This is a genomic window from Paenibacillus algorifonticola (assembly GCF_000971975.1).
Classification (GTDB): Bacteria; Bacillota; Bacilli; order Paenibacillales; family Paenibacillaceae; genus Pristimantibacillus; species Pristimantibacillus algorifonticola.
In genome coordinates this window covers 15,479-30,423 of sequence record NZ_LAQO01000037.1, presented here as the reverse complement: position 1 = coordinate 30,423, position 14,945 = coordinate 15,479, and the positions used below count along the sequence as shown (strand labels likewise).

Sequence of the window (14,945 nt, the reverse complement as noted above, 5' to 3'; positions counted from 1 at the left end):
TCCCCTATTGTCCTTTATTTTCAAAAATCTGAAGAACGGCATCTATCGCATAGCTGTTCGCCATCGGGGACATGCCTAGATTAAACCATTCCTCTCCGCCTACCAGGTACACCTGATTTTTCTTCACGGCCGTCATGTTTTTCCATAATGAGCTGCTTTGGATTTCTTTGTAATATTGCTGGATGGTTTCATTGCTATCATCATTCATCTGCAAGATAATATGATCCGGATTGTATTCCGGCAATTTCTCCAGCGATATGGTAATGGAAAGCTCACTCTGAGGGAAATTCTCAACGGCTTTAAGCCCCAGCGTCTTATGAACAAAGCTGCCGCGATCAATATTTTCGCCATAAAGAACAATGCCATCTGGCATAATCATCATATACATGACCGTTTCGTCGCCAACGAGCGTATCGAGCTTCTCTTTGGCTGCTAATTCCTGAACAACTAAATCTTGAATGACCTTCTCCGCAGCCTCTGGCTTGCCTAATACGCCGGCAATATCCTTCAGCTCATCGCGCCAGTCATCGCGTTGCGGCAGCAATACAGTTGGTGCGATCTTCGTAAGCTGATCGTAGTCTTTGTCTGACCACCATATCGGTGCAATAATCAAATCAGGCGCTGCGGCTAATATTTTCTCAAAATCAGGGGTCGTAGCGATGCCCATTTTAATTGTATTTTTGAATGGCTCCTCTAGATAAGTCGGAAACTCCGGATGATAATTTTGCACGGCAATTGGCGTAACGCCCAAAGCTTGCAGAAATTCCGGATACACAACGGAAAGCCCAATCACTCTTCCGGGATTCGCCGGAATCGTAATTTCGCCTTTCTCGCTCGCTACCGTACGGACATTATCCGCTGCGGTGGCACTTGGCTCACTGGATGATTGGGCCGCCTCTGGCGATGCGGACGGTGATGCTGTTGCAGTCGTATTTCCTTGTCCATTGTTACCCGAGCAAGCAGCCATCACTAGCGCCAGCAGCGCGATAATGACTAACAATAATGCTGTCTTCAATTGTTTCATTTTTTTCTGTACCCTCCTGAGCGGTCGATATGTCTAATTCCTCATTTAAAAATGAGAATCAATATCACTGTTAGGAGTATAACGGATACTTTCCTCTTCGCCTATCGACGATCTCGCCAACATTTTATGCACGATTACGCCAAAGCTTTAACACCTCGTCCAAAACCAAATCTTGCGTGAACGCTGTATATTCGGTCCATGGGTAAGAAGGAAGATAGTCGATTCGCCTGTTTCTGACTGCCTTCAACTGCCCCCAAGCCTCTGACTGCCGCAGCTCCTGCCAGGCTGCTTGCGCCTTTGCATCGTCATCTACAATGAGCAGCAGCCTATCCGCATCCGTATGCATCAGCTCATCCCGTGTCCATTGCTGCTCGGGCTGATCTGGAATAATGCCGGCCGCTGGCGCAATTTGGAGATCGTCATAAAACACCTCTCCCAAGCTTCTAATGCCCAAAATGTGAATCGCATGCCCCGATATTCGGGCAATAAGTAGACGCTCCTTGCCCCATACCTTCTTCACCTGCTCCCGCACAGCACGTGTTTTTCGTTCGTACTGATCGAGCCAAGCTTCCGCTTCTGAGGATTTGTTCAGCCACTCCGCAAGCAATCTTAGCTGCATTCGCCAATCATGCTCCAGCCATGGCATCAAATAAGTTGACGCCAGCTCTTCCAGCCTCTTCTCTGCTTCCGCGCTCGTGAATTCTTTAAGCCCGACGATGTAGTCCGGGTTCGACTTGCGGATTTGCTCTATTTTCACATCATCATCCTGCGCTAGGGGCAGAACCGAATGGGTGTCGTATTTTCGGCGGTAATATTCGGTCCATGGATGGTCGGCTGGAGCCGCATGAGGCGTAATATGCAGCGCCAGCAAATGTCCGATCATGTTGGCATGATAAGCCACGATCCTTTTTTTAGCATTTTTCATATATGCAGCCGGCGGCGTGCCCGTTATTTTTTTAAATTTGCGCCGAAAATATAGCTCATCCTGATAACCAACATAGCTCGCGATATCCTTAAGCTGGTATTCCGAATCGGGCTTCATCAGCTCCTGGGCTTGCCTAATGCGATATCTCGCCAAATATTCAATGGCACTCCAGCCATAGGTTTGCTTAAACAGCCGGATAAAATGCCGCGAGCTAATTCCAGCCTCCCGCGCCAATAGCTCAATTGTCAGCTCCTCACGGTAATGCTGTTCAATATATAACTTGGCACGTTCCATTGCAGCCTCGGAATCCGTGTCCAATACGCGCTGGCCATCTCGCAGCAGGCTGTACAGCAGCTCATAAAACTGAATTTGGCCGCGCATTCTCTGTAAACGATCCTCGCTTTTCATAGAATCGCCTATTGCCTCGCAAAGTGCACTCCATTCAATCATGGAGGATGCCACGATTTCTTCTTCGATGGGAAACCGCAGATTTTGGAGCTTCGGCTCGTTCTGCGTTTGCCGCTCCGACGTTTCAGGCTGTGCAAATACATCAAAGCGCACAACGTATAGTCCGCGCTCGCCCGGAACCTCAAGAAAGGCCTCGATTAATTGACCAGGCGTACAAACAAAGGCACTGCCTGCCCTTAACTCCAAATACCGGCCGTCCACGGTAATCCAGCCCTTGCCGGATGCTATTAGCAGCAGCATATGCGATTCAATGAATTGCAGCCGAAACGACCAGCTCCCAGAGTCGCTATTGTTTTTCTCGACTCCTCTAAGCTTGAACCACATGTTGTCCAGCAGCTCATATTCGCCCGCTTGCAAGCCGTATTCATGATCAGACATTCTGCTCGCCACCTTCTTCTCATCCGCTTTATACTTATCATTTTATAGGAATAAGCCACGATAAGAAATAAAACGGTTCTCTGCGTCAACTATTCGAGAGCTAGCGATTGTGCGTTGTCCCACTATCCCACTGAGCTGCCCTTCCCATTAATGCATCCACATATGATTTTTTGCCTGCTTGATAGTAATGGGTATGGTCTGGAAACTGTTTAGCCAGCTTTAATTTTAATGCCCCGTAGCTTCCGGCTTCTTCAGGATGGGCCAGCAAATAGGCTTTGAACACCAAATGCTGGCTAATATTCTTATGGCCGGATTGATACATATGTACATGATGAGTTCTATTAAACCCGCCTTTTGTAAAATATCTTCTTCCTTCGATCCCCTGCTCTCTCCTTGCCTCGTATCCTATTCCAGCCATTTCTTCATCAAACGAATCAACAATGGCGATATCCTTTACGACTACTAATATATCAATTTCTCTGACCAAGCCGCTATTGTCGTTTTGCGCATAAGTCCTCCCTAAAGTCTATTCTCTTTATTGCTTATAGCAGGAAAAACAAGGAATATCGCGAAGATATAACCTTTAATAAAACATAAAGTATTTACTTATACAAGCGTAAACGGCTGCATCTGCCCTGCTGCCGCCTTGTATTTATTAGACTCGGGAAGCCATTCCACTCATCCAATAGGAGGCTATGAATGGATTACTCCTCGTCAAATCAGTTGGTACCAACAACAATCCCAGCGACTAACCGAGCAAAATAATGGGCTTCCACTGCCGTCACTCGCCTTTTTCCATATTCCTTTGCCTGAATATAATGAAGTGTGGAATTATGCCGCTAATGAAACTAGACCATGGTCGGGGAACATCTATTACCTCAGAAGGTTCCACAGAATTCTATCCTGTATTAAAGTTAAGAGCAGACGTAAGTTCTGTCATGTGGAGGTCATATAGGATGAGTATAGAAAAAGAGATTTACGTGCTTCTTACAGACACGGGAACCGTCTTCACAAAGATTATCCGATCGTTCACGAAGGATCCGCTGAATCACGCTTCGATCGCTTTCGATTCGGACCTACGCGAGGTGTACAGCTTCGGCAGGAAAAATCCGAACAATCCGTTCATCGGAGGATTCGTCCGCGAAGACGTGAGCAGCGAGTTTTTCGGTGAGTCGATGTGTGCCCTTTATCGTTGCACGGTAAGCCCCGTGGTTTATGCCAATCTGAGAAATCAGGTTCAGCATTTTGAGCAAAATCAAGATTTGTATCGATATAATTTGGTCGGCATGTTAGGCGTTGTATTCAATATCGAATGGGAACGCAAATATTCGTATTTCTGCTCGCAATTCGTGGCGACGATGTTCGAGCGAAGCGGGATGATCCTGATCGACAAGTCGCCGCTGCTCGTAACTCCTGGTGATCTCCAGCATACGCCCAAGCTGGAATTGGTGTATCACGGACATCTGAATTCGTATGTGGGTTGTCAGAACAACATAGCCGCGGCAGGCTCGTTCCGCACGGCATAGAAGGGATCCCGGAAGAAGTCGGGATCCCTTACTTTTTTCATAAACTGAACGAAATGATCTTTTATTCCCCCGTAACACAGGTTAGCAGTTCCCCCACCGGTGTGCGAGGTCGAGGCTTAGGTGTTTTATCTCGATCGAAATAACCAAGATGCAGCGTGCCAATAATTCGTTCGCCAGGCTTCACGCCCGTAAGCCTGCAAAAATCCGGGTCGAAATTATATTCATTCGTCTTCCATACGACGCCAATTCCCTGTTCCCACGCCAGCAGCTGGATATTTTGAATAAGCGCGGAGCCCGCTCCAACCGCATCCTCCCATACCCGCTGCCTAGCATCAGCCTCTAAGACGATGAGCAAATGGGCTTGCATGCGTTCGCAATAATCAAGCTGCAGCTTCTGTCCCCATTTTTCCCGCTCGTCCTCCGAGAACGTATGCAGCACCGCATCTGAAAACTGCTGCCTTCCTGCCTCCATGAACAAAATGAATCGCCAAGGCTCCTTGCGTGAATGAACCGGAGCCCATACAGCCGCATCCAACAGGTTGATGACCGTTTCTTTCGCCAATGTCTGCCCGTTAAATTGACGTATCGTTCTTCTTTCGCGAATCAGCTGCTCGATTGCCGATATGGCCATCTCGCACCACCCTCCTCTTCTCGCCTTCCCTTATTGGGTCAGAAATTCAACTGTTTCTGCAATAATTTTCGTTTGGCCGATTGGGCCGCCGGGACCTTGAAACCATAAACCGTAGTCTACCAAATAGACATGGTTATTTTGAACGGCCTTCAAGCTTTTCCACACTACAGTCTTTTGCATTTCAGTCGTTTCTGCAGGATCGGATGACAATAAAAAGATGTGGTCAGGGTTAATAGACGGCAGCTTCTCCAGCGAGATCACCTGCATCGATTCAGCTGGGCCCGGTATAGAAGCTGGCGCTTGCAAGCCTAAATCGTCATAAAGAACTTCATAGTTCCGTTTGCTGTAATAGCGTACTTCCTTATCGGACAGACGCAAAAACATAACCGTTTCATCACCGATCGCTTGCTTGATTTTCTCTTTGCTCTCTGCAGCCAGCTTCTCGTATTCTGCAATAACCTGGTTCGCCTGCTCCGTTCTTCCAAGCATGTCACCCAGCTTCAACAGGCTGGTTTTCATCCGAATGATGCCCTGCTCATCCTTCACTTTTTCCGCGAACAAGGTAGGGGCAATTTTATTTAAGTTAGCAAAAGCTTCACCCATAAAATCTTGACCAATAATCAGGTCTGGCTCCAAAGCTAAAATGCTCTCAAAATTCGGCTCCACCTGCCAACCTAGATTTTTCTGCCCTTGCAGGCGGTCAGCAAGGTAGGTCGGAAATTGATCACTGCCTTCTTCATTGCTTGATGCCGCCTGCGGCACGATGCCAAGCGCTAGCAAATAATCGGTAGCGGCCGGAAATAATGAAATGATATTTTTCGGCTCCCCTTTAATAACCGTTTCTCCCCATGCATGCTTAATGACCTTTTCCTGCGTAGATGGCGATTGAGTTGCTTGCTCGCTATTTGTTTGCTGCGCTGCATTGCTGCTCTGTCCATTGCCACTCGCAGCTGTCGTGTTTGATGTGCCAGAGCATGCTGACAGTAATAGGGTAAGGCTAAGCATAAGAAGTAGCGTAATGGACTGTTTCGGTTTCATTGGTATGCGTGAATCCCCTTTTTGTTTATATTGATAATGATTATCACCATTATGAATATAACGGCGAAAGGTACGCCTGACAATGGAGGATTCTGACTTGCCCGTAGCATTATACTGATCGGATGGCAAATAGACGTAGTTCGTTTTGAAGCGTCCAGGCGAAATGCCTACATATTTTTTGAAAATACGATTGAAGTACATCGCGTCTGGGATACCTACGCTTTCCGCAATCGTCTGTAGAGACGCATCGGTATGCAGAAGGAGCTCTCTCGCTTTATTGATTCGAATACGTGTCAAATATTCAATGAGGCTGCTTCCCGTCTCTTTTTTAAACATTCTTGATAAATGCCCTGCACTGCAATCGAGCAGCTCTGCCAGTCCATCCACCATGATCGGCTCTGCGTATCGCTCGTTAAGATAACGGATAGCTTGCGCCACCATATTAGGTTTAATCGTTGGAATGCCCTGTACATCCAACTGCCGCAACAGCTCGTGGACGAATTGATAAAATAAGGTTTTGACTTGAAATTTTGAGAGTGCGTCCGCTTGTCTCCACATTTGATCAAGGCTTGTAACATAGTTGTATAAAGTAATCGGATACTGGGGAACAAAGGCGTATTGAATGTGAAAAGGGAGCTGCTGTTCCAGCAACACTTGAAGCTCTCTGCTTCTGGGCAGCGGGAGGCTGGCCCGATAATAAATCATATAATATTCAAAGCAGTCCTCAACACCCGAAATATCCAAACCTATGCCCTTGCCGCCGTGCAGCACTTGCAGCTTGTTCACCTCATAGGAATTTCCGTCCAGCGCAACCCGTGCGCTGCCTCTTGCTGTATATATAAAACCACTGGCTGGCAGCCGGTAGCCCTTCACTTGCTCCCCGGTGCGCATAACCAGATGCCGTATATCTAATATTTTTATAGAAGCCTGATTCCAAAGCTTAACATACTGATCTACATCCATCGTTTCACCTTCCGAAAAGTCCTGATCTGTATGCCTCTCTATTTTATCGAGAATAATTCTCAACTACAACTTAAATTTGTTTAACACCATTTATAAATAGCTTGATATTACGCTCAAAAACCTAAATAATGATGAAATAGGTCTACTCGCTTGGATACATAGCGTAACAATTGGCGCCTTATTTTGCACAGCAGAAAGGTTGACACTTACAACATGGAGTTATCTCAACGTTTAACCCAAAAACGAGCCGCCAAAGAACCGTTCCCGATCTCGATTCTCTCTCTTACGGTTGGCGCTTTTGCCATCGGCATGACGGAGTTCGTCATCATGGGGCTTCTGCCTAATGTCGCTACGGATTTGCATGTCAGCATCTCGGCTGCTGGACAGCTTATAACGATGTATGCCCTTGGGGTAGCAATCGGGGCCCCCATATTGACCATGCTCACGCAACAAATTCCGCAAAAGCGGCTGCTATGTCTGCTGATGATTTTATTTATTGTCGGCAATGTCATTTCGGTTTTTGCCCCGAGCTATGCCGTCCTGATGGGCGCACGGGTCATTACCGCATTGACGCATGGGACTTTTTTTGGCGTCGGAGCCGTGATCGCTTCCAACCTCGTGCCGCCGAACAAACGGGCCGGAGCCGTATCCATCATGATGGCCGGGCTGACGATTGCGAATATTATAGGCGTTCCTCTCGGCACCTTCATCGGACAAAATATGGGCTGGCGAGCCTCGTTCGGAGCTATTGCCATCATGGGCGTCATTGCCTTGGCAGGCATACTGATCTTCATTCCAAAAATAAAGCAGGAACAAACAGCGAGCATCGTTCAGCAGCTTGCCGCTCTTGCAAGACCCAAGCTCCTTGTCTTCCTGCTGATTTGCGCGCTGGGCAATGCCGGATTATTTGCCGTCTTTACTTATATTACGCCTCTGCTTACACAGGTTACGGGCTTCGCTGAGCACAGCGTAACATGGATTTTAGTTCTTTTCGGCTGCGGCGTAACGCTTGGCAACATCGTCGGCGGAAAGCTTGCCGATTGGAAGCTAATGCCTGCCATTTTGGGGCTATATGTTTCCATATCCGTCATTTTGGCTATCTTAACCTTTACGATTCATAGTCCGATAGCAGCCGTCGTAACGATTTTTCTCTGGGGAGCCGGTTCCTTCGCGGTCATGCCTGGGCTGCAAGTCCGGATTATGAGCCTGGCGAAAGCGGCGCCTGCCCTTGCCTCCACCTCCAGCCACTCCGCGGGTAATCTAGGCAATGCTGTCGGCGCTTTTATCGGAGGCTGGGTCATCACTCACCTGTCCTTAAACGCACTCCCATGGGTCGGTGCTGTGCTTGTCGGGCTAGCGCTGACGCTGGGACTTGCAACCTATATGTCAGAACGCAAGACAGCCAACTAAAAAAATTGTCAATCAAACTTAAAATTGGAGGTATTTCAATGAGTAAACGCTATCGCATTACAAGAGCCTTGCAGAACAACAACTCGTCGGCGCTGACGATTTCTTTGGAAGAATGCAAACAATATTTTGCGTCCAAGCCTGATTTTTCGTATACATCGGTATTTACCGTAACAGGCGCTACCACCATGTCCATAGAGGGAGATTTCTTTATGTGGAGCTGCGGAGAAGCTACTATTCCCTTTCGGCATTATCAAGGCGATATTTACGTATCCGGCACGAATGATGTGGTCATTCCTAAAGTCATTGAGGTTGCGAGCGAGTTGGTCGCTGACGTAGTCAACGAGTAGCTTTCGAACGATTGTCGCAACTCCTCTCTAGCCATATCATATCTATTTCTACTTGCACAAGCAGCCCCCAACTCCACCAACACTGTGGATCTGGGGGCTATTTTTATATGTATTTGCTTTGCCTAAAAATCTATTTTTCGTGAATCTCTTTCAATCTTCATATAAATTTTGACAAAAAGTTCACAAAAATACAATTGTTAAAAATAGATAAATATGTAATACTTGTATACGTCATACACTAGAATAAAAAGGAGAGTTTACCATGTTTAGAAGACTCTTATTGGCGGTTTCTCTACTAGTCTCGGCTGTATTTGGCGGATTTTCTTTCACTCCCAGCGCGAATGCCCAAGCCATTCCCGAAGTAAGTTTGACGACCAGCAGCTCAGAATTGCCTTCCTTCGACATTCCTGAAAGCAGCAAGCTTGATCTTACAGCAGCCTTGCCTGCACCTTCAGACATCTCTAGTTCTGCACAAAGCCTACAGCAGCGCTCCCTCGACTCCGTCACTCAAGCTGTATACAATACCGACCCTGGCAACGCCTATACGATCAATACAGGCCAAGTGTATTTTGATTATATTGACCAAGCTGGCGGGCAAAAGTGGTTTAACTTTCAAACGACCACTCCTACCAAGCTGACTGCTTTTTTACAAACGGTGCAATCCGCATCCGTCGATTATGATTTGCACTTATTCCGCTTAGATTTAGATACCTTGCAATTGGTAGAGGAATATTATTCGGTTTATGGTCCGCAAATGGACGAGCAGGTAAGCCGGATCGCTCCAGCGGGCATCTATTATTTGGCCGTAAATACGGTGGCAGGCTTTGATGCAAGCAATCCGTTCTATTTTACAGTCGTTCAATCCTCTGTTTATGACAGCGCCGAGCCTGATGACAACTATGTGTATGCCAAGGCAAAAACAAGCGCCTTTACCGTTAGCCAGACCATCGACAACGCCTTTGACGAGGACTGGATCAAATTCACGGTCAGCACAGCTAAGCAGTATACGATATCTTTTAACAATCCAGCAGCTAGCACGACCTATCAGGTTAACATTTACAACCAGAACTTAAATCAGCTGGCCACCATTAACCAAAATACAAGCGGTACGTACAATATGAGTGCCGGCACTTATTATTTTAGAGTATTAAGCACATCTTCGTTCAATGCTTCGCAGCCTTACACCTTCAGCGTGAGCAATGCGGCTGCGGCTGTCACGGTATCAAGCATCACCTCCGATCCTAACGTTTCAGGTTATATGACCTATGGATATGGGAATAAGTATCGCATCCAAAACTATATAACGGTGACGGGATCAGCTAGGGATTCAAGCGGAGCTGCAGCGGCTAATGTCCCTATTACAGTGAGCATCAGAACGGTTCTAAATAATCTGGTTTATTCGGCCACTACCACTACTAATTCCAGCGGAGGATTCACCGCCTCCATCTCCAGCATCCAGCCTGGTGTTGGACTTTATGGCTATGATAATTGGGTTTCCTACCACTACTTTGATATTATTCCAATCCAGTTCAGCTCCAATAATGCGGTTTTGACTTCTAATGAAAATACGCTTTACCACTTTGCTTATCAGATTTATCAACCTCATTAAACATTAGACGATAAAAGCATAATAAATGCATAATGAAACAAAAGCCAATGCTCGCGCTCTATCGCGGCATTGGCTATTTTTTTGAAAAATAATATCCTATTTAATTCGTGGCGATCAGCCTTCACAGGGCAGGGAAATTAAGCAGGAAGGTTAAGCAACCATTTGCTCCTTTATATAGGCCTTCGCTTGCTCCGTACAATGCCGAATATATTTCGTGTCATCAAATAATTTGCTCATCATGACCCCGCCTTCAATTAGAGCGATGACTACACTGCATGCTGTTTCCACATCCAGATCGCTGCGAAATTCATGTCTAGCCATACCTTCCTTAACGATATTCCCCAGCTCCGAAATCAGCTCTTTCATTGCAAGCTGCGCCTTTTGCTTGAGCAGCGGGTGACCGTCGTCACTTTCCACCGCCGTATTCAAAATCGGGCATCCGCCCTCACAAGCATCCTGTTCAATCAACGTTACATACACATTGCATATTTCAAGCATTTGATCTGTGGGGGAAGCTTTTTTTGAGATGGCATCCATTAACAGACTCTTTAATTGCATAAAGGAATAATCAAAAGCAGCCAGCGCTATTTCATCCTTGTTTTCAAAATGGTTATAGATACCGCCCTTGCGGACATTACAGCGCTCCATAATCTCCGACAACGACGTGCCCATATACCCCTTCGTATTAAATAAACCAGCCGACTGGCGTATAATATGTTCTTTCGTCATTTGTCCCTTGCGCATATCCAGCCCCCTTTTCAAAAAAGTACCGATTGGTCTTAAAATAGCACACTCTTCTGTCGTGTTCAACTTGTTAGAGGAAAATTCGCCCCATAACGCTAGGAGAATAGAAGCTTGATGGCGCTCCAAAAGTATGTTAATTTAAAAACAGACCGATCGGTACTAAACGGAGGTGCTTCTTATCACAATTTCAATCCAACATATTCGCCACGCCACATTGGTCATCACGATAAACGGTAAAAAAATACTTATTGATCCGATGTTAAGCGACGTTGGCGAGCTTCCGCCTGTTCCTTTCACACGGACATTTCGCAGAAATCCGCTAACCCCGCTGCCTGTTCCCCTTCCATTTTTTGAGGACATGGATGCGATACTGCTAACCCATCGACATTTTGATCATATGGATAAAAAAGCGATCTCGGTGCTAAACAAGCGTACCCCCGTCTTTTGCCAGCCTGAAGATCAGGCTTTCTTACGAGCTGCCGGCTTCCTCAACGTACAAGCCATTCAAAACTCGTTTGAATGGTGCGGCATTCAGCTGAAACGAATTAAAGGGCAGCATGCCCAAGGTATTTTCACCAAGCTGCTCGGCCCTGTATCCGGGTTCATCCTAAGCACAGCAGCGGATGGTTCTATTTATTTGGTCAGTGATTGCGTCTATGCGCCAGCGATTGAAGAGACATTTAGGGAGAACCAGCCGGACATTGCGATTTTGCATACCGCACGCGCACAGCTGCTATTTGGGACGATTATTACGATGACGGCGGAGGATATCCTTCGTATTAGGGAGGTTTCGCCTGCTACGAGGATCGTCGCTGTCCATATGGATGCCATTAGCCATTGCACACTCAAGCGTCAACAGCTTAGAACATTCCTGAAAGAGCGAAGTTTGGAAAATGCCGCTATTATTCCTGAGGATGGTGAGGTTATTGCTTTCTAGCCTTGCATACGCTTAACACAGCTCGCGTAAATCTATTAGTACTCTTCTCTACTTCAGCTTCGTGGTATAATACCAAGGATTTACAATAATCAAGTAAAAGTGGGGGTACCTTTTTTGAAGAAAATAAACCTTTGGGGAGCTACTGCACTAATCGTGTGTTTATCACTTGCCGGATGTTCCCAAGCATCTACAACTAATCAACAAGCTGAAGCTGCGGAAGTCGCGGACACAAACCAGCAAACAAAATCCATCGAGGTCGATAAAGGGCTGCTTCAAACCGAAATTACGCTGCCCGCTTCCATGTTCAAAGACCAGGATATGGACAGTATAACGGCTGATGCGAAAAAGAGTGGCATTGACGAAATCACTAAAAATGCGGACGGTTCCGTCACTTATAAAATGTCGAAAGCCGCTCATAAGGAATTAATGAAGAAGGCGGAAGAAGGCATGCTGCAAACGGTAGAGGATCTAAAAAGCGGAAACGATTTCGCATCTATTAAGGATGTCGAGCATAACAAAGCTTTCTCAGAGTTCACCTTCATTGTGGATCAAAAAGCTTACGAAAGCAGCTTCGATGCTATGGCGAATTTAGGTATTGGAGCAGCGGCTATGTCCTATCAAGCACTTGCTGGCGTATCTACCGAAGAGCTCAAGGTCACCATTAACATTCAGGATGAGAGTACGGGAACTATTTTTGACACGATTATTTATCCGGATGCTTTAAATGAAATGAGCGGCAAATAAGCGGGAAATCTATAAAATCTAGGATATGGGGGCCGAAGGAGCCATGAGCAATAAGAAGGCGGAAACGATCCGCACCATGAAATATCGTTACATAGGGCCTAAAAATGGCATCGGCTATTCCTTTAGCCCCATCCGTTATGAGGATGCAGCTGCAGGAAATAATCGAATTTTTATTTATGATGAAGATTTCAGCGATATGCTGCCATATATTCAGCAAAAATACCCGCTTGCCGATATACGCACAGGTGAGGTTTATGCAGCTTTCGACCCCTGCTGGGATAACCCGATTCCGAAAGCGGTCTGGGAACAGGTTGTGCAGGAGCTTGATGCCCTATCTGTAGAAGACCCGGACCAGCTTGCCTTCATCCATTCTTTCACCGCTTGGGTTCGCGAGGTGCTGGAGCAGGCTGATGAAATTGTCGTTTACGGCAACTTGTAAAAGACTTGATCGATTTAATTGTTGGATACGCCCGTTGATGAGGCTGGAGGGCCGGAATTGTAAAAATGAGCCTAATACCCCTTCCCCAATCTCCACTAAGACGATCTCATCAATAAATACAAGAAATAAGGCACACTTACGATTGTGACGATAACGCCAGCCGGTATACCCATCGCAAAGCTTGTCGTTCGCACAAGCGTATCTGATGCCAGCCTGATAATGGTCAAGCAAATAACGAATCTCGCTCGTTACAAAATCAGCTTTTTCAAAACTTTTCTCCTCGGACTTCAACTGCCACAGCAGCTTATGGATAAACTGATAGAACAGTCCTGTCGCCTGCAGCCTTCCCAGCTTCTCCCCCATCGTCCATGTACGCTCCAATTCAAATAATTAGAATAGATATACGATGTTTAATAAAACTTTCTTGAGCAGGTGATAAAATGAAGAACAAGCTGCGCGATATATCAATCGACGGAGTAGACTATAAATACACGCTGTCTATGAGGGTGGAAAACCAGACATGCTTGCACGAACTGAAAATTTTTCTAAAGGAATCAAAAATCCATCCTTTTCAAATCCTTATACGTACATGGGATGATCCTATCATTGGGTGTCCGCTGAATTCAGGATTTATATTGGCTAATGATAAGCACAGCATGCCTAAAGAAGCTTACAATCTCAATCATCCCAAACGAGTTCGAGAGTGGATCTTATATGGATTAAGCTGCGGGTGGAACGGGTCAAAGACGATTGTCATCAAGGACGGACTTGCCGCTATGCAGGAGATGGGATATGAGATAGATCGAATACAATCGAGTGCGTCTGAGCAAACGTAAACGAGCCAGAGTCAGATCGAATTTAGCATCAAATCTATGGCCTCTACTAACGAGAATGTCAGCCCTCATGAATGTGAACATACATACCGAAAGGCGGCTCTATCTTTTTTTTGTTTTAGGTCTTACTCCCTCCCTGCACAAAGATAGACTTGGCGGACTCAGAAGCCGCTATATTAACAGGATCACGGGTTAAGGCACAAGCTGCGGACTCAGGAGCCGCTATTTCGCTGTAAATGACCATTTTGACGTGATAATGAGAGCGATAACGGCTTTCCTGTCCGCTTACGGCCTGAACTCGTAGAAAAAGCCAAAATAGCGGAACCTCAGTCCTCCAAAAAGGAGCGAACTTCCCGTGCTGCGTGGTCTAGGGTTAAAATATATGCTCATCTAATTCGCGAATCGTGACAAACCTTCCATTCCATATGTGCTCGTGATGCTCAATAATTTGAGGAGCGGTCAGCACAGCGTTCGCAAGTGTGCTATGGCTATTTTTCGCCAAAATATTAGACTTATAGCCACGGCTGTACGCGGCTCGAATCGTTGTATCCAAACAAAATTCGGTTTGTGCTCCGGCAAAAATAAGCTGGTCAATCGATTTACCCTCCAATACAACAGCCAATTCGGTCTCGTGGAACGAATCCCATGTCGTCTTTCGCGAAACTACATCTTCGGCCCTGATGTCCAGTCCGTGATAAAGCTGCCAATCTGGTGAATCTACGTAAAATTCATCGTTTATATTGTCATAATCCGTATGCTGGATAAAAATCACTGGAACCTCTGCACTACGAGCAGCCGCAATCCATTGGTTGATGCGGAGCACCAAGTCCTCTTTTTGATATAAGTAATTTTCCGGCAAGTTAAAAAAAGCCTCCTGCACATCGATAATGATTAATGCTTGTTTCATCTGAATTTCCTCCCTATCTATT

15 protein-coding genes are annotated in these 14,945 nt (G+C 46.2%); 8 read left to right on the top strand and 7 right to left on the bottom strand.

Features of this window, described 5'->3' with window-relative positions; genetic code table 11:
- Positions 1-4: 4 nt before the first annotated feature.
- The 3 genes from WH37_RS27745 to WH37_RS27735 all read right to left on the bottom strand — a co-directional run bounded on the left by WH37_RS27745 (position 5) and on the right by WH37_RS27735 (position 3,282).
- Positions 5-1,024 (bottom strand): ABC transporter substrate-binding protein, encoded by a 1,020-nt coding sequence (locus WH37_RS27745; protein ID WP_046233905.1) that lies wholly within the window; start codon positions 1,022-1,024, stop codon positions 5-7.
- A 124-nt stretch (positions 1,025-1,148) separates the two neighbouring features.
- Entirely contained in the window at positions 1,149-2,795 is a 1,647-nt protein-coding gene (locus tag WH37_RS27740) for an ABC transporter substrate-binding protein (protein WP_046233904.1), read from the bottom strand.
- Positions 2,796-2,895: 100 nt separating this feature from the next.
- Positions 2,896-3,282, bottom strand: coding sequence for a GrpB family protein (locus tag WH37_RS27735; protein WP_052737263.1), 387 nt, complete (start codon positions 3,280-3,282; stop codon positions 2,896-2,898).
- 469 nt (positions 3,283-3,751) lie between these two features.
- Here WH37_RS27735 and WH37_RS27730 point away from each other — a divergent pair, with 469 nt between their 5' ends.
- The gene (locus tag WH37_RS27730) at positions 3,752-4,321 is read left to right on the top strand and encodes a C40 family peptidase (RefSeq protein ID WP_046233903.1); all 570 of its coding nucleotides are present in this window, start codon (positions 3,752-3,754) and stop codon (positions 4,319-4,321) included.
- Between the two features lie 61 nt (positions 4,322-4,382).
- On the opposite strand, the gene WH37_RS27725 is transcribed toward WH37_RS27730, so the two are convergent.
- Both WH37_RS27725 and WH37_RS27720 read right to left on the bottom strand, forming a co-directional pair.
- Complete coding sequence (locus WH37_RS27725; RefSeq protein ID WP_046233902.1) at positions 4,383-4,952, bottom strand: nitroreductase family protein; 570 nt, start codon at positions 4,950-4,952, stop codon at positions 4,383-4,385.
- A 30-nt stretch (positions 4,953-4,982) separates the two neighbouring features.
- The gene (locus tag WH37_RS27720; RefSeq protein ID WP_046233901.1) at positions 4,983-6,953 is read right to left on the bottom strand and encodes an ABC transporter substrate-binding protein; all 1,971 of its coding nucleotides are present in this window, start codon (positions 6,951-6,953) and stop codon (positions 4,983-4,985) included.
- 213 nt (positions 6,954-7,166) lie between these two features.
- Here WH37_RS27720 and WH37_RS27715 point away from each other — a divergent pair, with 213 nt between their 5' ends.
- The 3 genes from WH37_RS27715 (at position 7,167) to WH37_RS27705 (ending at position 10,319) form a co-directional block, all read left to right on the top strand.
- Entirely contained in the window at positions 7,167-8,363 is a 1,197-nt protein-coding gene (locus tag WH37_RS27715) for an MFS transporter (RefSeq protein WP_046233900.1), read from the top strand.
- 38 nt (positions 8,364-8,401) lie between these two features.
- The gene (locus WH37_RS27710) at positions 8,402-8,710 is read left to right on the top strand and encodes a hypothetical protein (RefSeq protein ID WP_046233899.1); all 309 of its coding nucleotides are present in this window, start codon (positions 8,402-8,404) and stop codon (positions 8,708-8,710) included.
- Positions 8,711-8,972: 262 nt separating this feature from the next.
- Positions 8,973-10,319, top strand: coding sequence for a carboxypeptidase-like regulatory domain-containing protein (locus tag WH37_RS27705; protein ID WP_046233898.1), 1,347 nt, complete (start codon positions 8,973-8,975; stop codon positions 10,317-10,319).
- Positions 10,320-10,469: 150 nt separating this feature from the next.
- Here WH37_RS27705 and WH37_RS27700 read toward each other — a convergent pair whose 3' ends face one another.
- Positions 10,470-11,063 carry a TetR/AcrR family transcriptional regulator gene (locus WH37_RS27700; protein ID WP_046233897.1) on the bottom strand — a complete coding sequence of 198 codons (594 nt, stop codon included), beginning with the start codon at positions 11,061-11,063 and terminating at the stop codon, positions 10,470-10,472.
- 169 nt (positions 11,064-11,232) lie between these two features.
- On the opposite strand from WH37_RS27700, the gene WH37_RS27695 reads away from it, so the two are divergent.
- The 4 genes from WH37_RS27695 to WH37_RS34005 all read left to right on the top strand — a co-directional run bounded on the left by WH37_RS27695 (position 11,233) and on the right by WH37_RS34005 (position 14,019).
- On the top strand, positions 11,233-12,000 hold the full coding sequence (locus tag WH37_RS27695) for an MBL fold metallo-hydrolase (protein ID WP_231594392.1): 768 nt from the start codon (positions 11,233-11,235) through the stop codon (positions 11,998-12,000).
- 114 nt (positions 12,001-12,114) lie between these two features.
- On the top strand, positions 12,115-12,744 hold the full coding sequence (locus WH37_RS27690; protein ID WP_052737262.1) for a hypothetical protein: 630 nt from the start codon (positions 12,115-12,117) through the stop codon (positions 12,742-12,744).
- Positions 12,745-12,787: 43 nt separating this feature from the next.
- Positions 12,788-13,183, top strand: coding sequence for a hypothetical protein (locus WH37_RS27685; protein WP_046233896.1), 396 nt, complete (start codon positions 12,788-12,790; stop codon positions 13,181-13,183).
- A 440-nt stretch (positions 13,184-13,623) separates the two neighbouring features.
- Complete coding sequence (locus WH37_RS34005) at positions 13,624-14,019, top strand: hypothetical protein (RefSeq protein ID WP_052737261.1); 396 nt, start codon at positions 13,624-13,626, stop codon at positions 14,017-14,019.
- 370 nt (positions 14,020-14,389) lie between these two features.
- Here the strand turns inward: WH37_RS34005 and WH37_RS27675 are convergent, their stop codons facing one another.
- Positions 14,390-14,923, bottom strand: a complete 534-nt coding sequence (locus WH37_RS27675; protein ID WP_046233895.1) for an isochorismatase family protein — start codon at positions 14,921-14,923, stop codon at positions 14,390-14,392.
- Positions 14,924-14,945: the final 22 nt, after the last annotated feature.